A 17,857-nucleotide genomic window follows, 5' to 3' on the forward strand; every position below is an offset into this window, starting at 1 on the left:
CCCTCCTCACTGCTTTTTCAGAAGGTAGTGAGGAGACTAAGCCCACCTACTCACTTGTCGGAATCAGTTTTACACTCACACGTTAGGCAAATTCGCTACCTCATCTTTCTCAAAGATGTTCTTATTCTTGCATTGACGTGTTTCGGAGGCCCACAAGTGCATTTGGTGATGTTTTTGGAGCGTTTTGTTCAAAAAAGACGCTACATTACCGAAGCAGAACTCCTTGAATTACAAGCACTTTGTCAAGTACTTCCTGGCCCTACTTCCACTCAAACCATCACAGCCTTGGGCTTTAAAATCGGAGGCCCTACCCTTGCTTATCTTACCGTGCTGATTTGGTCGTTGCCTGCCGTAATTGTGATGACGTTGGCAGCTTTAGGGATTTCTTACCTCCAGCAGCATCACATTTCATTATCGTTTATGCGTTTTGTAGAGCCAATGGCCATTGGTTTTCTAGCGTACGGCGGCTATTCAATTGGTTCCAAAGTCATTCATGATCAGCTTCATTGGATTATTTTGGGAATATCGGCGGTCGTATCGTACATTTTTCCCTCGCCCTACATGACCCCCATTGTCGTGATTTTAGGTGGCGTCATTACATCTTTTCAATACCAACGACTCCAAAAATTGGACAAAACGCCTATTCGCATCGAGTGGGCCAACTTTTTTCTTTGGCTTGGCGTACTCATTGCAGCTGCCCTTCTTGGGAAAATCACCAACTGGCTCCCGATTCGCTTATTTGAAAACTTTTACCGAAATGGTAGTTTGGTATTTGGCGGAGGGCAGGTACTTAACCCCATGCTTTACACTGAGTTTGTGGAGTTTAAACAATGGCTCTCAGAGCAAGAGTTTTTAACAGGTATGGCCTTGGCTCAGATTGTCCCTGGCCCTGTTTTCTCGATAGCGTCTTACATTGGCGCACTTTCCATGCGTAACGATGGCGTTTTTGGGCAGCTCGTTGGCGGTGCTGCCGCAAGTTTTGGAATTTTTCTCCCAGGCACGTTTTTAATTTTCTTTGTGTATCGTTTTTGGAATGAATTAAAAAAATACCGAGGCGTCAGGGCTTCGCTTGAAGGGCTCAATGCCGCCAGTGTTGGCCTAACCACCGCGGCAGTCATTCGGATGTTTATGGCGACTGCTACTTCTTCTACGGGTATTTTTAGTATTCTGCTCACAATTTGTTTACTTTACTTCACCAAAACGCCCCCTTATATGATTGTTTTTGGTGGCATTTTGCTGGGAATCCTGCTTTAAAAGCAGCTCTTTCCTTTCCGACAATCAGAAAAATCTACGTTCAACCAATAGTTTCTTTTTATTACATTTCTGTTTTTAGCAAACCATGAATAAACTTAAAACAACCCTGTGTGCATTGTTGGCAAGCTCGCTGGCATGGGCTGGGAATCCCTCCGACGAAGGAATGTGGCTTCCGCTTTTGATTGGAAAAAATGAAGCCCAAATGAAAAAACAAGGCTTTAAACTCTCCGCAAAAGAGATTTATAACGTCAACAATGCCAGTTTAAAAGATGCCATCGTTCGCATGGGTGGCGGTTTTTGTACGGGCGAAATCGTGTCTGACCAAGGTCTTTTGTTTACTAACCACCATTGCGGCTACGATGCCATCGCGACAAACTCTACCCCACAAGACAACATTCTCGACAACGGTTTTTGGGCAAAATCCTCCAACGAAGAACGCCCCATCAAAGACCTTTACATCGACATTTTGGTACGTATGGAGGATGTAACAGACAAAGTTCTCCCTCAATTGGCAGGTCTTAACGAAAAAGCCCGCGCTGCCAAAGTCAACCAATTGGGCAATGAGCTTTCTCAAAAAGCGACCGAAGGCACCAATTACAACGCTTCTGTACGCGAGTTTGCCAAAGGGAATGCCTATTATTTGTTTGTTTTTGAAAAATTCTCCGACATTCGTTTGGTAGGAACTCCTCCGCAAAGCATCGGAAAATACGGGGGTGATACCGATAACTGGGTTTGGCCTCGCCACACGGGCGATTTCTCGGTATTTCGTATTTATGCCAACAAAGACAACAAAGGAGCTGACTACTCCAAAGACAACGTTCCGTACCGTCCCAAAAAATTCTTACCTATTTCCCTGAAAGGCATTAAACCAGGGGATTTTGCGATGGTATTTGGGTTTCCAGGACGTACCAACCGCTACGAGACTTCTATGGGAATCAAATTGGCGATTGAAAAAGTGAACCCAGGCATTGTCAAAAATCGTGGAGTACGTTTGGAAGCATGGAAAGAAGAAATGGACAAAGACGTGGCAGTCAAACTTGCTCTTGCGTCTGAATATGCCAGCATTGCCAACTATTGGAAATATTTTATTGGTCAAACCGAGCAACTCGTTCACCTCAAAGTGTATGACCAAAAAGTAGCCCTCGAAAACCAATTTAAAGAATGGGCCAAAGGAAAAGCTGAGTACGAAAGTATTTTTGAGGAATGGCAAAAAGCCTACGCGGCCTACGAACCTTACTCGACTCACTCGGTGTATCTTTCTCAGGGAATTTTTGGGGCTCATTTGGTCAACATCGCCCTTCCAGCAGTGATGAGTGCCAATGGATTTAAAGAAGCTGCCACGACCAAAGCTGCTTCTGAGCGTTTAAAAACCGCAGGAGAGGCTTTCTTTAAGTCTTTTAATTTGCCTTCTGACCAGAAAATTGTCGCCCAAACACTCCTTGCTTTCTACAACGATATTCCGAAAGATCAACATCCTGCCATCGTTGCGGAGATTTTATCGAAATTTTCGGCAGGAACACCCGAGGAGTCGTTCAAAAAATTTGCCCAAGACCTTTATCTTACAAGCATTTTTACTGATAAAGGACGATTTACGCAGTTTTTGGAAAGCCCTGATTATGAAAAATTGACCAACGACTGGGCATTTAAGTATTTTTCTGATTTTCAGCGAAACTACGTCTCAAAATACGCAAAATACAACACTGATTTTCAGGAAGTTGACAAACGATTGGCGCGTACTTACATCAAAGGACTTGGCGAAATGAATCCAGCTTTGGTTCAATACCCTGATGCCAATAGCACTTTGCGCGTAAGCTACGGAAATGTGCAAGACTATGACCCACGCGACGGCGTTCACTACAAATACCGCACGACGATTTCGGGTATTATTGAAAAGTACAAGCCCAAAGACGACGAATTTGATTTACCACAGAAGTTTCTTGACCTGTACAAAGCCAAAGATTTTGGTCAATACACGGATAGCGACGGAGAAGTCAGTGTAGCTTTTATTACTAACAATGACATTACGGGTGGTAACTCGGGCAGCCCTGTGCTCAATGCCAAGGGTGAATTGATTGGTTTGGCTTTTGACGGCAACTGGGAAGCGATGTCGGGTGACATTGTCTTTGACCAAAAATTCAAACGTTGTATCAACGTTGACATCCGCTACGTGCTTTGGTGCATAGAGAAACTAGGCGGTTCTGATTTGGTAAAAGAGCTAAAAATTGTGAAGTAATGGCTGGTTGATAGTCAACGGTCGATAGTCCACAGTTTGTAGGTATAAATGCAATACCATCGACTGTTTACTATCGACCATGGCCTATCGACTAAACCCTATTTATCGCGGAAGAATATTGTAATCGGAACTCCCTCAAAATCAAAGTTTTCACGCATTCTATTCTCCAAATATCGGATATACGATTCTTTGATGTATTTAGGGTGGTTTGTGAAGAAAACAAAAGTTGGCGACGGCGTTGGCAATTGAATCATGTACTTGATTTTGATATGCTTACCACGGTGTGCTGGTGGCGGATAACGCTCAATCTCCGCTTGCATTACTTCATTCAATTTAGAAGTCGTGATTTTCTTCGTTTTGTTTTCGTACACCTCCATCACCTTTTCCATCACCTGGAAAATCCGCTGCTTTTCGTGAACCGACGCAAAAATGATGGGCATATAGTCCATTGGCGCCAATCGTTCAATCATCTCTTTACGGAGTTTGTCGGCGGTTTTTGAGTCTTTCTCCATCAAATCCCACTTATTGACCATCACCACAATGCCTTTTTTGGCTTTGTGAGCCATTCCAATAATATGGAGATCTTGGGCTTCTAAACCACGCGAAGCATCTAACATCACAAGCACAACGTCCGAATCCTCCATGGCCTTTACCGAACGCAGTGTTGAATAAAACTCAATGGCCTCTTTCACCCGTGATTTACGACGAATACCTGCCGTGTCAATCAAGATAAAATCTTTACCGTAGGCTTTATAACGCGTATTGACGGCATCACGGGTAGTTCCAGCAATGTCGGTCACAATGCTTCGCTCTTTGCCCGTTAAAACGTTCAAGAACGACGATTTTCCTACATTAGGGCGGCCTAGGATTGCAATTTTAGGGATGCCTGCGTCAGGATCCTCAATCCCTGCGTTTTTGAAATTTTTCACTACTTGGTCGAGCAAATCACCCGTACCAAAACCTGTTTGTGACGAAATTGCATAAGGCTCGCCCAGACCGAGTTCGTAAAATTCGGCAGCAGCCATTTCACGGTCACGGGTTTCAGCCTTGTTTACAACCAAATACACTGGTTTTTTTGACTTACGTACGACATTTGCAAACTCTTTGTCGAGGTCGGTGAGTCCTGTCATGCTATCGACCATAAACAAAATCACGTCGGCTTCGTCCATTGCGATTTCAACTTGTTCACGAATGGCACCTTCAAAGACATCTTCCGAACCCACTACGTATCCACCAGTATCGATCACTGTAAAATACTGTTCTGTCCAAAAGGAATTGCCGTAATGACGGTCGCGGGTCACCCCACTTTGGTCATCCATGATGGCTTGTCGTTGTTGAATCAACCTGTTAAACAGCGTTGATTTGCCCACGTTTGGGCGTCCTACTATTGCTACTATATTTGACATTGAAAAAAGTGTAAAATGTTGGTAATCGAGACTCGGGTCAAACTATACCCCCTTTCGCACATTCGCTTGAGATGTGCCTACAGCCCTTTTCCCTTAGTTATCGTATCCAAACTGTTTCAAGCGTTGAATTTTGTTTCGCCAGTCGGGTTCTACTTTTACGTATTGTTCTAAGAACACCTTTTTGCCAAAAAACTGTTCCATATCTTCCCGGGCTTGGGTTCCTATCTTTTTCAACATCGCGCCTTTATCGCCGATGATAATTCCTTTTTGACTTTGTCTTTCTACCAATATCACCGCCCGAATCACGATGATGTCTTTTTTCTCCTTAAACTCCTCAATCACAACCTCTGTACTGTATGGAACTTCTTTTTTGTAGTTCAAAAACACTTTTTCTCGAATGATTTCCGAGGCAAAAAAGCGCTCTGGCTTGTCGGTAAGCTCATCTTTTGGAAAATAAGGTGGATGTATCGGTAAATACTCCATGATGGCCGTGAAGAGCTTGTCTATCCCCTCTTGCTGCAAAGCCGATACCGTCACAATAGCCGCCGTAAATAGCTTTTCTTTCCAATATGCTATTTTTTCTTGAACTTGTTCTTCCGTGGCTAAGTCAATCTTATTGATGACTAAAATTAGGGCGCCTTCCGTTCTTGAAAGTTGTTCTAGTACTTCACTTTCGTCGTGTTTTTCAAAAATATCGGTGACAAACAAAACGATATCCGCATCTTCCAACGAACCTTTTACAAACTCCATCATTGATTCGTGTAGTTTGTATTGGGGCTTTATGATGCCTGGGGTATCTGAATAAACCAATTGAAATTCGGTTTCTTCGTGAACTCCATTCAAAATCCCCATGATGCGGTGGCGGGTCGTTTGCGCTTTTGACGTAATAATAGAAAGCTTTTCTCCGACCAAAACGTTCATTAGCGTCGATTTTCCTACATTAGGTTTTCCTACAATACTAATAAACCCCGCCCGATGATTGGGATTGTTATACACCTCTTTATCTTCAATTGTCATTGTTTTCGTATTAATACACCTAGCCCCTCTGGCACATGTAGAGGGGCTAGGTGTCGATAAAAAAAAATATTTTTTGCAAAGATAGTTGTTTTTTTGAAAATAGCTCTTACCTTTGCAGTCCCATTATATCGCGGGATAGAGCAGTTGGTAGCTCGTCGGGCTCATAACCCGGAGGTCACAGGTTCGAGTCCTGTTCCCGCTACAAGCAAAAGGCGTAACAAGTTGAAAAACAACGAGTTACGCCTTTTCAATTTTACAGCGTAGGCATTAGCGTAGGCATACAAAGAAAAACGACTACGCACAGAAAAAAATACCCCTCACTCAACCACCGTTTAAACAGCCTCTTTTATTTAAACACCATTTAAACACCCCCCCTAAATAGTGGGCTTAGAAACTGGAACGCCTTTAGACCTTTCAAAAAAATCATTCAACCATTTACAGGCAAACCAAACCGTAGCACGGTCGCGACAATTTGAACCGTCCGTAAGTTCCGAACTTACCCAACACTCGAACATTTCCCAAATTGCTTTTTGATATTCCTCAGCCTCCGTTTGTACTAACAATTCCTTTGCAGCCTCTAAAATTAGACGGTCGTTATCGGTAAACACTACGGGCGCGCTCATACTCCCCCCCTCCTTTCTGACCGTAGCGGCCTTTATGGCATCGGTAGCGGCAAACATTGCATCAGCCTGAAACACCTGCATAGCATTTGCCAAATAGCGTAAATACGTAATGCTTGTTTTAGGGTCAAATTCACCCTCGGCATAACGAACCGTTTGAAGTGTGTAATCGTAGGCATTAAATAGGGCAGCGTTTAGGCATAACCACCCCTCAAATGTACCCTCATTGGGGATTCTTATCACCAAGTCCCCGTTGTCGAATGTAACCATAAGTCTGTAATTTTAGGAAGTAAATAAAAAATGCCCGTCTAAGGTGTCCTAACGCTTACAGAAGCGTTTGGGGGCTTTCGCATAGGGGTACGCCAAAGGGTACACCAACCCACACCATCACGGGCAAAATGTTGATTTCGTAGCATTATCTGTAATTTTTAGGAAGTCAAAGGTTCAAAAAATGCGTAGAATTTTGCAATAGTTTTGAACATCTTTTTTTATTGACCCTAAAAACCCACGTTTTGCCCGTTTAAATGCCATAAAAAGCCCCCAAAAGGCGCAAAACACCGAACGGGCGCAAAAGTCCCCAAAAACACCAATAAAGCCAACAAAGACTTATTAAACGGGAACTAAAGCCCCCTTTGTTCATGTTTCACTAACGCCCAAGGACGCTGTCTTTAGGCTCCGAACCAAAAGCACCGTTGAGAAATCGCGGTGCTTTTGGCGTTTAAAGGCTGAGGAACAAAGTATAAGACAATTTTGTTACCATCATTGCCAGACCTGAGCGGTCAGGCTCACACGGGTTCGGCTCAGGCTTCACCCGTACAAAAAAAGGGTTTGTGCACGGGGCGCTCTGCGGGAGTACTCCACCGACTTGTAAAACTTTCCAACGAGTTCTTACATTTTAGCAAACCACTATAAACGGCACTTTGAGCAATCAGAGTGCCGTTTATGTTTTCAACACGCTGAGGCTAAAACCATCAATCGGCCAGGAACCACCAGGTGCCCGCGCTGAGGCCAAAACTGAAAGCCTGGTACCAACACTTGCCAGGAATGACCAGGCACCCATACGCTGAGGCTAAAACCATCAATCGACCAGGAACCACCAGGTGCCCACGCTGAGGCCAAAACTGAAAGCCTGGTACCAACACTTGCCAGGAATGACCAGGTGCCCATACGCTGAGGCTAAAACCATCAATCGGCCAGGAACCACCAGGTGCCCGTGCTGAGGCCAAAACTGAAAGCCTGGTACAAACACTTGCCAGGAATGACCAGGTGCCCATACGCTGAGGCTAAAACCATCAATCGACCAGGAACCACCAGGTGCCCGCGCTGAGGCCAAAACTGAAAGCCTGGTACCAACACTTGCCAGGAATGACCAGGTGCCCATACGCTGAGGCTAAAACCATCAATCGGCCAGGAACCACCAGGTGCCCGTGCTGAGGCCAAAACTGAAAGCCTGGTACAAACACTTGCCAGGAATGACCAGGTGCCCATACGCTGAGGCTAAAACCATCAATCGACCAGGAACCACCAGGTGCCCGCGCTGAGGCCAAAACTGAAAGCCTGGTACCAACACTTGCCAGGAATGACCAGGCACCCATACGCTGAGGCTAAAACCATCAATCGACCAGGAACCACCAGGTGCCCACGCTGAGGCCAAAACTGAAAGCCTGGTACCAACACTTGCCAGGAATGACCAGGTGCCCATACGCTGAGGCTAAAACCATCAATCGGCCAGGAACCACCAGGTGCCCGCGCTGAGGCCAAAACTGAAAGCCTGGTACCAACACTTGCCAGGAATGACCAGGTGCCCATACGCTGAGGCTAAAACCATCAATCGGCCAGGAACCACCAGGTGCCCGCGCTGAGGCCAAAACTGAAAGCCTGGTACCAACACTTGCCAGGAATGACCAGGCACCCATACGCTGAGGCTAAAACCATCAATCGACCAGGAACCACCAGGTGCCCACGCTGAGGCCAAAACTGAAAGCCTGGTACCAACACTTGCCAGGAATGACCAGGTGCCCATACGCTGAGGCTAAAACCATCAATCGGCCAGGAACCACCAGGTGCCCGTGCTGAGGCCAAAACTGAAAGCCTGGTACAAACACTTGCCAGGAATGACCAGGTGCCCATACGCTGAGGCTAAAACCATCAATCGACCAGGAACCACCAGGTGCCCGCGCTGAGGCCAAAACTGAAAGCCTGGTACCAACACTTGCCAGGAATGACCAGGTGCCCATACGCTGAGGCTAAAACCATCAATCGGCCAGGAACCACCAGGTGCCCGTGCTGAGGCCAAAACTGAAAGCCTGGTACAAACACTTGCCAGGAATGACCAGGTGCCCATACGCTGAGGCTAAAACCATCAATCGACCAGGAACCACCAGGTGCCCGCGCTGAGGCCAAAACTGAAAGCCTGGTACCAACACTTGCCAGGAATGACCAGGCACCCATACGCTGAGGCTAAAACCATCAATCGACCAGGAACCACCAGGTGCCCACGCTGAGGCCAAAACTGAAAGCCTGGTACCAACACTTGCCAGGAATGACCAGGTGCCCATACGCTGAGGCTAAAACCATCAATCGGCCAGGAACCACCAGGTGCCCGCGCTGAGGCCAAAACTGAAAGCCTGGTACCAACACTTGCCAGGAATGACCAGGTGCCCATACGCTGAGGCTAAAACCATCAATCGGCCAGGAACCACCAGGTGCCCGCGCTGAGGCCAAAACTGAAAGCCTGGTACCAACACTTGCCAGGAATGACCAGGTGCCCATACGCTGAGGCTAAAACTGAAAAAAAAGGCACTCCGTGTAAAACAGAGTGCCAAAGCCTAACCCAAATACCACCTAAACACCTTACTAACGCCTGCGGGTGACTACGCCCCCCACGCCCCCCGTGCCTCAACCCCAACAGCCGAACCCGCACACACCCACACACGGCCAAAGGTTCAACTATTGGCGTCGAGGTCTAACCCTCCTTTCTCAAATTGTGATACCCGCCCCTAGTCCAAATAATAGCCTCAATGGTAACTTTAGAGTAAAAAAACTCTTTTGCCAATTGCTCATAAATTACGTCATCCCTCAAACCTTGCTTATACAATTTGAGGTACTTTTCTTTTACTGCTTTGTGCCTAGCTTCTACGTGTTCTTTCATTGAAGTTGAATGTTTAAAGTGATGAAAAAAAAGAAATAACCAAGGGAAGGAAACGGGACGAACCACGCCCATTTTGCCGCGCAATTCCAACGCCTTTTTAAAAAAGTCTCAAAAATCCCGTTTTAGCACCTAACAAAACGCTATCAATTTGCCTATAATAGCCCCTCTTTTGCCTTATATCGCTTCATATAATTAAAAACAGTCCCTTTACTTACTTGCAACATTTGGGCGATTTCTGCGTAAGTTTTACCCCCTTCGTGGAGGTCATACGCTTTTGCCTCAACATTTTTGCCCGTTGTCTGTTCTTTCCATTCTCCAAGCTGCATATATCTCTCAATTGTTCTCGTTGAAAGGTCTAGCAGCTTTCCTATTTCTTGACAATTCAACCCCATGACGTAATAACGAAACGCCCGTTCCTGAGGCGTTACTTGTTTCGTGCTTTTGCTTTTCATGCGTATTGTTTTAAAAAGTTCAACCAAAATTTATACTTCTTTAAAAATTGGCGTGTCGGCTTTTTATGTACGCAAGTGTGCGTATTTTTTTGCATTGTTTTTGCTTCGTTTTTAACACACCCCCACATTCCAATATTTAGCCCCTGACACCCGTTTTTTAGTCAAATCACTACCTTTTTTATTGATTTTCACCCCATGAAATAGGGAATTTCACCCCCTTTGTTCTTGTTTGCGTATTTTATTGATACACTTTTAAACACAGTCCAAAAAAGGTTTAATTTTACCCTAATAAATACCCATTTTATCACTGATTATCAGACACTTATTAAGTATTGAACAGGTTTGAACAACTAAGAGGCACATTGCTCCCCCAAATTACTATTTGTCAACCCCTGTAACAGTTCTTTAGCAGTCGAACCCGCCAAAGTTCCGGGTGTTTCCTTCAATAGTTCAACCCTCACCACCCTATCCAACCACTCCCGCGAAACCGCTATTTCAGAAGAATGAAGCACGTCCGAAAATTGCTCCCCTTCATTGTTGGCCGCGTGGTATGTAATCCTGACATACATATCTTTCTCTTTGGCTCTCATTACTTGCAATCGTTTTGTTTTTCGTTGGTTGCTATCCTTATTTCTACATTTTTTCGCCCCTACTCCTTTGTACTTTTCCGCGCAAAAGCGGCTTTTCTTTCGTTGGTGCGAAATATCCGAACCACACGAACAACACACCCGCGTTTCTACTTCCTTCGGAGGTATCATTTTTGTTTGTTCGTCGCAAAGGGTAAAACCCATGTTTTCACCCATACATTCAAGCGGTGAAAACATGGGTTTTTCAACTGCTTCTTTTGGCTCAAAAATCGGTGAAAACGTGGGTATTTTTTCCGCTTCCGAATCTCCGTTTTTAAGCCTTTCCCATTCTTCAAAAACCCGTTTTTTTAAGTCTGCGTAAACGTTAAAAGCGTTGCATTTTTCCAATATTCTTTTAACCTGTTCTCGCTTACTTCTCCGTTGCTCAAAACCAAGTCCCGCCCATCTTTCGGGCTGTCTGAATGTTTCCAAAACCAACCTTTCGCGCTGATTTAGAAAATTCAATTCTGCGTAAGGGTCTATAAAAACCGTATGTTTTAACGCATCAAAAAGAACCTCAATCAATGCGTAAACCTTGCCCGTGTTAAGCAAATCCGCCAACGTTTCGAGTCCGTAAGCGTCAAGAAATCTCATTTTCAAAACCTTTACTTCTAGTCTCAAAATCGGCTTTTCAATTCCGCTCTCATTCCCTTTATGGTAAATTTTAACCTCATATTCTCCACGGCTACACATTTTACCATTTATACGACTTCGTGGAGGCCATGAATAAGCCTTATCCTTATGAACAATCGCGGATTTTATCACCCTAACAACCTGACTATTAGACGAGTATTCCAAATTTACACCAATTTCCAAGCCGTGTAAATATGCCTTTGAAGGGTCAATACAAAAGCGTTTTTGCATTTCAGCCACTACGTTACGTATGTCGGTAAACGTGAACCTGTCATAATTATACAAACCATCGTTTTTGTACTTATGAATAGAACCATCTACCCAACACCTAACGCCCCCACTTTTTGACGGTGATACGCTGAAAGTCAAGCCTTTATATTTGGCCTTTCGTGGCTTTTCCAGTATTTCCCCCGTACTCTCCATGACCTCCAACGGAAACCCATCGACCCCCAAAAGTTCGGGCGATTCAAACCATTTTTTAGGGTCTAGGGCATGACAAACTATATTGATACCGTCGAGCATCAGCCAACAAAATAAATACCTGATTTTTAAGACATTAAAGCCTTTCTCTATGAAGAAACGAGAAAGAAACAACTACCAACACAAGACCAAACCGCCCTAATGTTTTTTCTTTGGCACTACCTTATCTTCTACCAAAGCGTAACAATCAAAAAGCGTCCCCAATGCCTCACTTAAATGCTCCTCAATAGCATTTAAAACATCCAAACTTATCACGTCTAACCCATGAAAGAGCAATAAAGCCATAGATTTAGCAATCAATAGCGAACCATCAGCCAACGACAAACAAACCTTTTGAGGTACTGTAGGATAGTCAACCATTCCCACGGGATAAGCGTCAAACGCTTCTATCAAAGGCTTTAAATCCCTTAGTATCGGCCTTTTCTTGGCCAAAATGTACCCTTGTAAAATTTGCCTTACAGTTTCCAACTCATCAAGCACTTTTTCAAAAGCATCTATTTTGCTTTGAATTAGTGCGTACTTGTGAGCATGGGCATAGTTTGGAGAATGAGAAAACGGAGTCATTGACGCACCCCCTTCCCTGTAGCTTTGGCCGCGTCCAAAACCTCGCTTTTAAGATAGCGTACTTTGTTCCCAATGTGACGGGGGAAAAGAATACCTATCTCTTTTTTACTCCATTGCCAAACTGTCACCTTTGAAATTTTCAAAAGTGCAGCAACTTCATCACGGGTTAGGTATTCATCAGAAGAAGCGGGAGGGGCTACACGGTCATATAATTTATGTATAGCATCTTTCAAGTTCGCAAACTCTGAAAGGATTGTTTCAGCGTCTAAGTGCTGAATTTGTGTACTAACAATTTGCTTTTGCATTGAGCGTATTTTTTTGTTTACACCGCAAAACAAAGCAAAACAAACTATCTCAAACGGGGCGCAATGGTGCGCACTGTATTTTTCAAATATTTATTATGAAAATTCTATTAATTCAGGTATTCTAAACCTATCCCTATTAGCTTCACTTAATCCTTTTTCATTGTCAGGACTAAGCGCCTGTCGTAAATTTTGCTCACTACCAAGTTCGCCATCAAATGTAGATTTTAACAATTTGGCAAAGGCTGTATAATTAATTTCACCATTGCGCTGACGGGGCGGCTTAATATACCCCTTTACCGCTAATTCGCTCATTAAATGAGCTAATAACGAAGGTGTAGCAATCCACTCTAATTTTTGATTTTTAGCGGGAACATCCTGATACTCTGCATATAACCGTTTGATATATTGGTAAAAATCATAACGCCCCAAATCTTCTGCCAAGTCGCTAATTACCCTTAATCTATCATCTACTTTTGTATCAAGATTATAGGCAATTGGCATCATTATACTTGATTCGTAACTACGCTTAAAATGATACTCAAAATCCGTATCCAAATACTCACTTAATAGCTGTAATTGGTCTAAGCTTTTATCAAAGTCGTTATTCAAATCCCTCAATTGCCGCCCAAACTCCTCTTTTCTCAACTGATTAATTAGACTTACTTCATCATCATTTGGCAAAAAAGGGCTACAACCAACATAATGACCATCAAAACGCCCTTTATCATTTCTAAGCTCCAATAGAACATCAAAATATTTTGCTACTTTAATTTCAGGACTTTTCATATCAAAATTTAATTTGGATTAATAACTAAACACTTTATTTACTGACCTCGAAAAGTCGTTTTTGTTTCCCTTCCCATGCAGCGGCTATAATTTGGGCGTGTTCCTCCTCCGATAGTTTGATATAAGACAAAAACGCCTTTTCCGTTCGATGCCCCGTTATTTTCATAATGGTTATAGTAGGTATATCCATTTTGTAAGCGTTTGTAGCAAATGACCGTCTAGCCGTGTGAGTGCTGACCAATTCCCATTTTTCAAAAGTCTGTGTAATTCTTACCCCCGCTTTAGTGATTGATTTATGCACTAATTCATCCATACCCGAAAGCCTACATAGTTCTTTCAAGTAATCATTCATTTTTTGATTAGAAATGGCACGGGGTAAATTGCCGTCATATCTCCCTAATATAGCCTTAACTATTGGATGGCATGGTATTACTACCTTTCCGCCTGTTTTTGCTTGTTCTAGCCTAATTACACCCTCTTTTACGTGTTCGGGGCGTACATTGGTTAAGTCAGAAAACCGTAAACCAGTCCAACAGCCCACTAAGAACAAATCACGTACACGTTCTAAGCGAACATTTTTAGATAGGTCAAATTCATAAAGCGCCTGTAACTCTGCTTCTGTCAAGTAAATACTATCGGCACTTTCTTTGACTACTTTAAACCGCCTACTTTTATAATCAGCCTTTACATTAATTCCTTTAGCCGTCGCCTCATTGAGAAACGTTTTTAAAGTCTGTATGTACTTGCCTACGTTGTTAGCTGCAAATTTTTTACGGTTGGTTAGATACTCCGTAAAATCCCCGTAGAAATCCAAGTCCATTGAATCAAAATCAATTTTTCTTGAATACCCTTTACCAAATTCTTGCAGCACATCAAAAACCGTTTTATACTTCTGTATAGTCCTATACTCAATTTTTTTGCCGCTTGATGGGTTGACCCGTTCGGGAGACTTTTCTATAAATTCTCGAATGAAAGCAAATAAAGGCGACTCAGTAGGCACAACGGGTACAGGTACAGGAGTTAGAAAAGCCTCAATTTTTTGCCTAAATGTATCTTTGGTTAAAGTTAGTTCACTCCGTAACTCCTCTATTATCCCCAATGCCTCTACCTCAATTTTATGCAATCGGTCATTTATTTTTCTAGCATTGGGAAAATCACTAACCAACCTCACTTTATTATTTCCCCACCATTTAGACAAAACAAACTGACCCGTATTAATCCGAACCCGTTGTTTATCAAAACAAGCTACCAAATAAATAGGGCGTGGCGAATCTAGTTCAGGGCGTATTACTTCAAATTTTATGCCTGTCCTTTCGTTGCGAACTCTTTTCAATTTTGCCATTTTCTACAAAATATTTAGACGTTCACAAACATACCATTTTTACCGACACCAAACAATTATCGTAGGCATTAACGTAGGCATAACTATTTATTTTATTTGAATCTAGCTTAATTTAACTTAATCAACAAATAGTCAAAAACAAAGCTAAAAGCATTAAAAACAACACTTTATGGGCTTTTTCAGAAAGACAACAAGGAAACAAAATTAAAAAGGTTAGAGTCCTGTTCCCGCTACAAAGTAAAAGTGCAACAAGTTGGTCATCAATCTGTTGCACTTTTTTGTTTTTCTACAATGGACAGCTTAGAGGACGTTATGGCAACGTCTGTGCACCGTATGTTTTTTCTTCCAATGTTTTACGGCTACCTCCTACTCCTTTTTTTACCGTAATCACATACAAATTATCATAATCCGACGATTCTATTTTTGCTTTTGTTGGTGTTACACCAAATCCCTTGACGATTTCTAACACCGTGTCGCTGTGGCCCACAATTACTACATTTTGCTTGCCTATTTTTTCCACTGTTTTTACAATGGCTTCGGTAGGATATGGTTCGTACACCTCGTATCCTTTTCCTGTAACATCACAAAGAACTTGAGCCGTCTGTCGGTTTCGTTGGTATTTTGTTCCAAAAATTCGGTCAATGTTTTTGTTTTTTAAGCTATCTGCCAAAGCCTGCGCCCGTTGTAAGCCCGCGCTAGACAACGGCGTATCTGCACTTTGGTCAAGCCGCTCGGCGTGTCGAACTACATATATTTTTGAAGTGTAACAAGCCGATAAACTCAGCCATAAACCTACCATCAACAAACTATTTATTTTCCCTAACTTATTCACGTTTGTGCACATTATTGTGGATAACTGTTGATTCTTAAAGGTTGTCTCCCCGCAGTTGTCTAAATCGTTTTCGTGCATCAGCCGCGTAAATACTCGCTGGATACTTTTCAAGCAATTTTTGATACAACTCCATTGATTTGTCTTTGTCCTTGAGTCGATTTTGGTACAAATCGGCCATCATGTAAAGTGCATCATCGCCAAGAATGTCCATTGCATACTTATCCACAATTACCTGCAAGTTTTCCACTGCTTTTACATTATCCCCCATTTTGGCGTAGGTTTTTGCTTTAAGCCACAAAATTTCGTCGGCCAGTGTATGGTCTTTGTATTTTTTCAACATCTCGTCTAAGCGCCCTAGCGCAAGCTCTGGTTGATTCTGATACAAAAGCAGGTCAATCGACGCATATTCCTTCATCGCGTCTTCTGAGGTATCTAAACCCGTATTATCTTGAATTAATAGACTCAACGAGCCTGCATCGTTCGCAATCTCGCGGGATGTGGCCATTTTCAGGATGTCCAGTAAGGCTTTCGACAGTTCAAAATCGCCCGTATAATAAAATTGTCGTGCGTTTCTAAGTTTGGCCTCATACCCAAGAGGGGTTTCTTTTTGTGACTTTTCCACTTGAGAGTACAGCAATGTGGATTCCCAAGGCTCATTTTTCAACAAATAAATATCTCCCAAGTCTAATTTACATTTGTCGATAAAATCACTTTCAGCACGTCCAATTTTAACAGCATCTTGAAGCACCACAATGGCCGAATCTTTGTCATCCATGTAAAACGCGTATAAATTGGCCATGCTGCGCATCGCTTCTAAGGTGCGGTTGTTTTGTCCCAACTCCGATAATAATTTTCGATAATCATCAATCAGTTTACGCACGCTTGGTTTTTCAATCGGAAACGTGTTTTTCACTTGTTCTTCTCTGGCCACAATCACCATACGGCGTGCATAAGGATACAACTGCCCTTGCGGATATTCTTTGATCAGATAATCGAATGATTGAATGGCCGCGTTGTAATCTTTGTTTTGCAGCGCCAAGTTTCCTAAGTCAAAAACTTTTGTTCCGTTGTATTTGAGCCTTCTATCAAGTGCTCTTTCCTGGATGAATGCTTTTCCGAATTGTTTTTTCTGGGTAAAAAACCAAATCAGCATCTCAGCATAGAAAGTTTCATTTGGGTGCCGCTGAATTTTTTCATACAATACTTTCTCAAATTTCGCTTGGTCTTTTTCTTCTTTGAGAAAATCTTGCAAATAGTTTTGAATCACTTCTTTGTTTTGAATGGCCAAACCAAGACTCAGCAATTCTTCAATCATTTGTTCGGTCTTTCCCGTTTGGGCATACAATGACGCCAGCTCCATTTTGAAAATAGATTCGTTGCCCGCCGCAGCACGTCCTTTCAGTAAGGCCCCTATCGCCGCTTCTGTGTTGTCTATTTCCCGAAACTCATCAGAGAGTTCTTTATACGCATTGATGTCCTTAGAAGGCACTTGTGCTAGGCTTTCATCGTATTTCTGCATTGCTTGGGGCATTTGTCCCGTTTGTTCGAGCATGCGTCCCCAATAGAGCGTATATAAATAGCCAAACCGAGCGTCTGATTTTTGCTGGCGTTTGAAAAACTTTTCCGCTTCTTCAAAATCCTTCAATTTAATTGAACAGCTCACATACCTTCTCAGATAAATCTTGTTGAAGTCTTTGCGTAATATTTTTTGATAAAGCGCAACGACTTTATCACACTCTCCTTTTTGAAAATAGGCATCCGCTAAGTCAGCGTCGCTTTGCGCATAAGCCACACTGGTCATTAACCACAAGCCTAGCCCCACGAGTAGTATCCACACCCGATTTGGGGTTATACACACTTTTTCTTTTCCCATTATAAAAACAATAAACATTAATTTTTAAAACTATTAAAGTTAATTAAGGCCGGGGATAAGTGGAAAACAAAACTATTCACAAGTTTTCCACTTTATTCTAAAACGCTTTTGTGAATAAAATATAAGGTTATCCACTTGTTTTTATTTTTTTCCACAACTGAAATTACTGTTTTTCAAGCAAATAAACAATTGTTCACATTTTGCCGTGGATTGTGGATAGTCTTATCAACGATGTGGATGACTATTTGTCCACAAAATTCAGTGTGAAAAACACCTTGAAATG

At 42.8% G+C, this 17,857-nt stretch carries 13 protein-coding genes and 1 tRNA gene; 3 read left to right on the plus strand and 11 right to left on the minus strand.

The genetic code is table 11. The features are described from left to right. Positions 1-54: 54 nt before the first annotated feature. Both chrA and DTQ70_RS23430 read left to right on the plus strand, forming a co-directional pair. A complete protein-coding gene (chrA, locus tag DTQ70_RS23425; RefSeq protein WP_122933048.1) occupies positions 55-1,254 on the plus strand; it encodes a chromate efflux transporter in 1,200 nt (399 codons plus the stop codon). 85 nt (positions 1,255-1,339) lie between these two features. After that, entirely contained in the window at positions 1,340-3,487 is a 2,148-nt protein-coding gene (locus DTQ70_RS23430) for a S46 family peptidase (RefSeq protein WP_122933049.1), read from the plus strand. Between the two features lie 98 nt (positions 3,488-3,585). Here the strand turns inward: DTQ70_RS23430 and der are convergent, their stop codons facing one another. Both der and era read right to left on the minus strand, forming a co-directional pair. Further along, a complete protein-coding gene (der, locus tag DTQ70_RS23435) occupies positions 3,586-4,893 on the minus strand; it encodes a ribosome biogenesis GTPase Der (RefSeq protein WP_122933050.1) in 1,308 nt (435 codons plus the stop codon). A gap of 93 nt (positions 4,894-4,986) precedes the next feature. Next, positions 4,987-5,910 carry a GTPase Era gene (gene era, locus DTQ70_RS23440; RefSeq protein ID WP_122933051.1) on the minus strand — a complete coding sequence of 308 codons (924 nt, stop codon included), beginning with the start codon at positions 5,908-5,910 and terminating at the stop codon, positions 4,987-4,989. 129 nt (positions 5,911-6,039) lie between these two features. On the opposite strand from era, the gene DTQ70_RS23445 reads away from it, so the two are divergent. After that, positions 6,040-6,112: transfer RNA gene (locus tag DTQ70_RS23445), tRNA-Met, on the plus strand. Positions 6,113-6,284: 172 nt separating this feature from the next. Here DTQ70_RS23445 and DTQ70_RS23450 read toward each other — a convergent pair. The 9 genes from DTQ70_RS23450 to DTQ70_RS23520 all read right to left on the minus strand — a co-directional run bounded on the left by DTQ70_RS23450 (position 6,285) and on the right by DTQ70_RS23520 (position 17,538). After that, entirely contained in the window at positions 6,285-6,800 is a 516-nt protein-coding gene (locus tag DTQ70_RS23450) for a hypothetical protein (RefSeq protein ID WP_122933052.1), read from the minus strand. Positions 6,801-9,833: 3,033 nt separating this feature from the next. Then, entirely contained in the window at positions 9,834-10,133 is a 300-nt protein-coding gene (locus tag DTQ70_RS23485) for a sigma factor-like helix-turn-helix DNA-binding protein (RefSeq protein ID WP_122933058.1), read from the minus strand. Positions 10,134-10,483: 350 nt separating this feature from the next. After that, complete coding sequence (locus tag DTQ70_RS30855) at positions 10,484-11,353, minus strand: hypothetical protein (RefSeq protein ID WP_164490174.1); 870 nt, start codon at positions 11,351-11,353, stop codon at positions 10,484-10,486. A 657-nt stretch (positions 11,354-12,010) separates the two neighbouring features. Continuing rightward, positions 12,011-12,436: a hypothetical protein gene (locus tag DTQ70_RS23495; RefSeq protein ID WP_122933060.1), complete on the minus strand. Its 426-nt coding sequence runs from the start codon at positions 12,434-12,436 to the stop codon at positions 12,011-12,013. Beyond that, complete coding sequence (locus DTQ70_RS23500; RefSeq protein WP_122933061.1) at positions 12,433-12,741, minus strand: AlpA family transcriptional regulator; 309 nt, start codon at positions 12,739-12,741, stop codon at positions 12,433-12,435. The genes DTQ70_RS23495 and DTQ70_RS23500 overlap by 4 nt, the downstream gene beginning before the upstream one ends. A 93-nt stretch (positions 12,742-12,834) precedes the next feature. Next, complete coding sequence (locus DTQ70_RS23505) at positions 12,835-13,527, minus strand: hypothetical protein (protein ID WP_122933062.1); 693 nt, start codon at positions 13,525-13,527, stop codon at positions 12,835-12,837. A 34-nt stretch (positions 13,528-13,561) separates the two neighbouring features. Further along, positions 13,562-14,869, minus strand: a complete 1,308-nt coding sequence (locus DTQ70_RS23510; RefSeq protein WP_122933063.1) for a site-specific integrase — start codon at positions 14,867-14,869, stop codon at positions 13,562-13,564. 310 nt (positions 14,870-15,179) lie between these two features. After that, entirely contained in the window at positions 15,180-15,701 is a 522-nt protein-coding gene (locus DTQ70_RS23515) for a histidine phosphatase family protein (protein WP_164490175.1), read from the minus strand. Positions 15,702-15,735: 34 nt separating this feature from the next. Beyond that, complete coding sequence (locus DTQ70_RS23520) at positions 15,736-17,538, minus strand: tetratricopeptide repeat protein (protein WP_229599998.1); 1,803 nt, start codon at positions 17,536-17,538, stop codon at positions 15,736-15,738. Positions 17,539-17,857 lie beyond the last annotated feature (319 nt).

The organism is Runella sp. SP2, from assembly GCF_003711225.1.
Lineage (GTDB): Bacteria > Bacteroidota > Bacteroidia > Cytophagales > Spirosomataceae > Runella.